The organism is Salinicola sp. (assembly GCF_982684285.1).
Genome location: NZ_CEXLVS010000317.1, coordinates 1 through 3939, shown reverse-complemented (window position 1 = coordinate 3939; position 3939 = coordinate 1). Strand labels below are relative to the sequence as shown.

3 protein-coding genes are annotated in these 3939 nt (G+C 65.5%); all 3 read left to right on the top strand.

Annotated features, from left to right (window positions below; genetic code table 11):
• Positions 1-1299: adenylyl-sulfate kinase (gene cysC / locus AC3AYF_RS18975; RefSeq protein ID WP_295041189.1), on the top strand; the 1299-nt coding region annotated here is incomplete at its 5' end.
• Between the two features lie 106 nt (positions 1300-1405).
• Entirely contained in the window at positions 1406-1813 is a 408-nt protein-coding gene (locus AC3AYF_RS18970; RefSeq protein ID WP_295041188.1) for an RT0821/Lpp0805 family surface protein, read from the top strand.
• 183 nt (positions 1814-1996) lie between these two features.
• Positions 1997-3730 (top strand): polysaccharide biosynthesis/export family protein, encoded by a 1734-nt coding sequence (locus AC3AYF_RS18965; RefSeq protein WP_295041187.1) that lies wholly within the window; start codon positions 1997-1999, stop codon positions 3728-3730.
• The last annotated feature ends 209 nt before the right edge of the window (positions 3731-3939 follow it).

The following is a 3939-nucleotide window of genomic DNA, read 5'->3' as shown; positions in this document are numbered from 1 at the left end:
ATCTCCGCGTTGAACGGCGCCAATGTCGTCAACCCCGGTGGCGACGACATGCGCTGGTACGAGGGCGCCCCGTTGCTGGCGCAGCTCGAGCAGATCGAGATCCTGTCGGCACCGAGCCTCCATGAACTGCGGTTTCCGGTGCAGTACGTCAACCGGCCCAATCTCAATTTCCGGGGCTACAGCGGCACGCTGGCCGCCGGGGCGGTCGAGGTGGGAACCGAGATCCGGGTGGAGCCCTCCGGCAAGCGTTCGACCGTCGCGCGTATCGTCACCAACGACGGTGAACTGAGCGTTGCCTATTCCGGCCAGTCGGTGACGCTCACGCTCCGGGACGAGCTCGACATCTCCCGTGGCGACATGCTGGTGGCGGCGAACAGCGCCATCGAGCCCAGTTCCGTGTTTACCGCCGACGTGGTGTGGATGCACGAGACGCCGCTGTCGCCGGGCCAGGAGTACGAGTTCAAGGCCGGTACCCGGGTCGTCTCCGGCCGGGTGACGCGAATCGTCTATCAGGTCGACGTCAATACCCTGGCGCGCAGTGCCACCGACGCGCTGCCCCTCAACGGCATCGCCCGGTGCCAGATCGAGGTGACCCAGCCGCTGGTGCTGGACAGTTACCAGCGCTCTCCCGAAACCGGCAGTTTCATCTTCATCGACAAGCTGAGCAACCTGACCGTGGGCGCCGGCATGGTCGTCGACGCGCTGAATGTCGGCCACGTCGTCTGGCACGACATGGCCGTCGACAAGCGCCTTCGCGCCGAACGCAATCGCCAGAAGCCGAGCATCATCTGGTTCACGGGGCTCTCCGGCGCAGGCAAGTCCACCGTGGCTGATGCCCTCGAGCGACAGCTCTTCGGCATGGGCTACAACACCTACCTGCTGGACGGGGACAACGTTCGCCATGGCCTGTGTCGCGATCTCGGCTTCAGCGACCTGGATCGCCAGGAGAACATCCGCCGGGTCGGCGAGGTGGCGAAGCTGATGGTCGATGTGGGCGTGATCACCCTGGTCTCGTTCATCTCGCCGTTTCGCAACGATCGCCAGATCGTCCGCAACATGGTCGAGGCCGACGAGTTCATCGAGGTCTACGTCAACACGCCGCTCTGGGTATGCGAAAAGCGCGATCCCAAGGGCCTTTATCGCAAGGCTCGCAACGGCGAAATCCAGCAGTTCACCGGTATCAACTCTCCGTACGAGGCCCCGGAATCGCCGGAGGTCGTGATCGACACGTCCGCCCATGATCTCGAGGAGACCGTGGGCCAACTCATCGCCGCCCTGCGGCGTCACCGGATCATCTGACAACTTTTGGATCGGGTCGTCGGGCCGCATGCGGACCCAACGGCAGCGAAAAACAGGCAAGGCTCTCGGCGATAACGCGCGGGAAAGCGAGGGAAGGGTGGGCACGATGAAAAACGAAATCAGGAAATGCGGAGGGGGCAGTGGCATCTCCCGGTGGCTGGCGCTGGCACTGATGCTGGCGGCCACGTCGGGATGTGCGACCTCGTCCCAACAACGCCTCGACGATGCGGCCGTGATGCCGATGAACGATGCCACGCCGATCACCGGCCCGCTGGCGACGTTTCTCGACGGGGCCGCGACCGGCAGCGTCACGACGCTGGCGACGACGCCCTGGGGAGCGAACGTCTCCGTTCACGCCCGAGAGCGTTACTTCTCGGCCAGCGGGCGGCGCTGCATTCGTCTCGATGTGGCCCGCAACGTCGCGCCGGCGGGCGTTCCGGTGGGGGAAGTGAGCTGCCTGGTGCCGGGAAAAGGCTGGTACGCGCAGCGTCTGGTGACGGAAATCATTCGTTGAACCGCGCCCGGGTCAACCCTGGACGCCATCTCGACGAAGCCGTCTAAACCCGTCGTTCCCCATGCCGGAACGACCTGGTCGCCACCGAATTGAGAAGTGCCTTCAAAGGCATTTTGCCGGTGCTCTCATGAGCGAAACCCGGCACTCGATGGCCTGAAAAATACGTGAGGGAAGGGAACCATCATGAAGCGGTTATCAGTGATTTTCCGGGCCATGTGCCTGGTGGCGGTAGCGTGCCTGAACGCCAACTTTGCTCACGCCCAGGACATCGGACTGAGCAGCGGTGGCCTGCTGGGCAGCGATCAACAGGCCCAGGCGATGACGTCGCAGTCCGACGAGGCCAATCCGAGCGATACACCGCCGCGGGCGGATTGGGATAGCGGCACCTACGGGCCGGTGGATCCCCGGGCCCAGGCCATGGTCGATCCCGACACCTTGCCGCCGTTCGGCGAGAACCTGTTCACGGGTGGCTTCCGCGGCATGATGGCCGACGGTCTCAACCCGGAGTACCTGATCAAGCCGGGCGACCAGATCACGATCCGGGTCTGGGGCGGGGTCGAGATCGACCGCGTGCTGGCCGTGGATGCCCAGGGCAATATCTTCCTGCCGCGCATCGGGCCGCTGCAGGTCCAGGGGATCTCCAACGCCCAGCTCAATTCCCGGGTACGCGGCGCGATCCAGTCGGTCTATCCGGAGAACGTCAGCGTCTACACCAATCTCCAGGGCGTGCAGCCGGTGGGCGTCTTCGTCACCGGCTACGTCATGAATCCGGGGCGCTACTCCGGGACGCCCAACGACTCGGTGCTCTACTTCCTCGACCAGGCGGGCGGCATCGACCAGGCGCTCGGCAGCTATCGCCAGGTGGTGATCAAGCGTGGCAACCAGGTGGTCAATGTCGTCGATCTCTACCACTTCCTGATCGACGGCGATATCGCCCGGCCGCAGTTCCGGGATGGCGACACCATCGTGGTCGAGGAGCGCGGGCCCGCCATTAGCGTCGTCGGCGACGTCCAGAAGAACTACCGCTACGAACTGGTCGGCGAGGCGCTGACCGGGCAGGACGTGATCAACCTGGCCCGTCTCAAGTCCGGCGTCTCCCATGTGCTGCTGCGCGGCAGCCGCCCGTCGGGGCCGATCTCGCGCTACCTGCCGATGGCGGAGTTCCGCGGCGCCGAGGTACGCCGCGGCGATGAGGTGCTGTTCAGCGCCGACCAGCGCGACGAGACCATCGTGGTTCAGGTCGAGGGCAGCTACTACGGGCCCTCGCGCTACGCCTTGCCCCGGGATGCCCGGCTGGGCGAGTTCCTCAACGCGGTCAGCGTGCCCCAGGGCATGACCAGCTACCAGGATGTCTCCATCCGCCGGATCAGCGTGGCCGAGCAGCAGGCGTCGTCGTTGAAGGACAGCCTGCGACGGCTGGAGACGACCTACCTCGGCTATCCGGCCCGCACGGCCAAGGAGGGCGAGATCCAGGTTCGTCAGGCGGAGTTGATCGAACGGTTCGTGCAGAAGGCCTCCCAGGTCAAGCCGACCGGCCGCCTGGTGGTCGCGAGGGACGGCAACGTCGCCGATATCCGGCTGCAGGACGGCGATATCGTCACCATCCCCGAGAACACCGACTCCATCCTGCTGAGCGGCGAGGTCATCATCCCCCAGGCGATGGTCTACACCCAGGGCATGAGCGCGCTGGACTACATCCAGCAGGCCGGCGGCTTCACGCCCAGGGCCGACGAAGACCAGGTGCTGGTGGTACATCGCAACGGTGCGGTCCTCCATGCCGACCAGACCCGGATGCGCGCCGGCGACGAGATCATCGTGCTGCCCGCCGCGCCGACCAGCAACATCGAGCTGGCTTCCGCGATCACCCAGATCCTGTTCCAGGTCGCCGTGGCGACTCGCGTGGCGCTCGACCTGTGAGCGCCCCCGACCGCCGGTTCGTTGGCCTGATGCGCTCGCCGCGCGCGTACTCCCGAGGGTAATCCGCCATGGCTATGGATGTTTCACGACCGGATTCATCGCAACCGGGCTCTTCCCAACCTGACTTTGCAAGGTCGCCCCGAGGGGGCTCCCGCTCTTCGTGGCGAGTGGCCAGAAGCGTCTGGTTCGCCATGTTCATGCGCGAGACG

What these genes read in the sequence shown, in the direction of transcription:
- AC3AYF_RS18970 (WP_295041188.1), top strand. Translation starts at nt 1,406, where the DNA reads ATGAAAAACGAAATCAGGAAATGCGGAGGGGGCAGTGGCATCTCCCGG.
- AC3AYF_RS18965 (WP_295041187.1), top strand. Translation starts at nt 1,997, where the DNA reads ATGAAGCGGTTATCAGTGATTTTCCGGGCCATGTGCCTGGTGGCGGTA.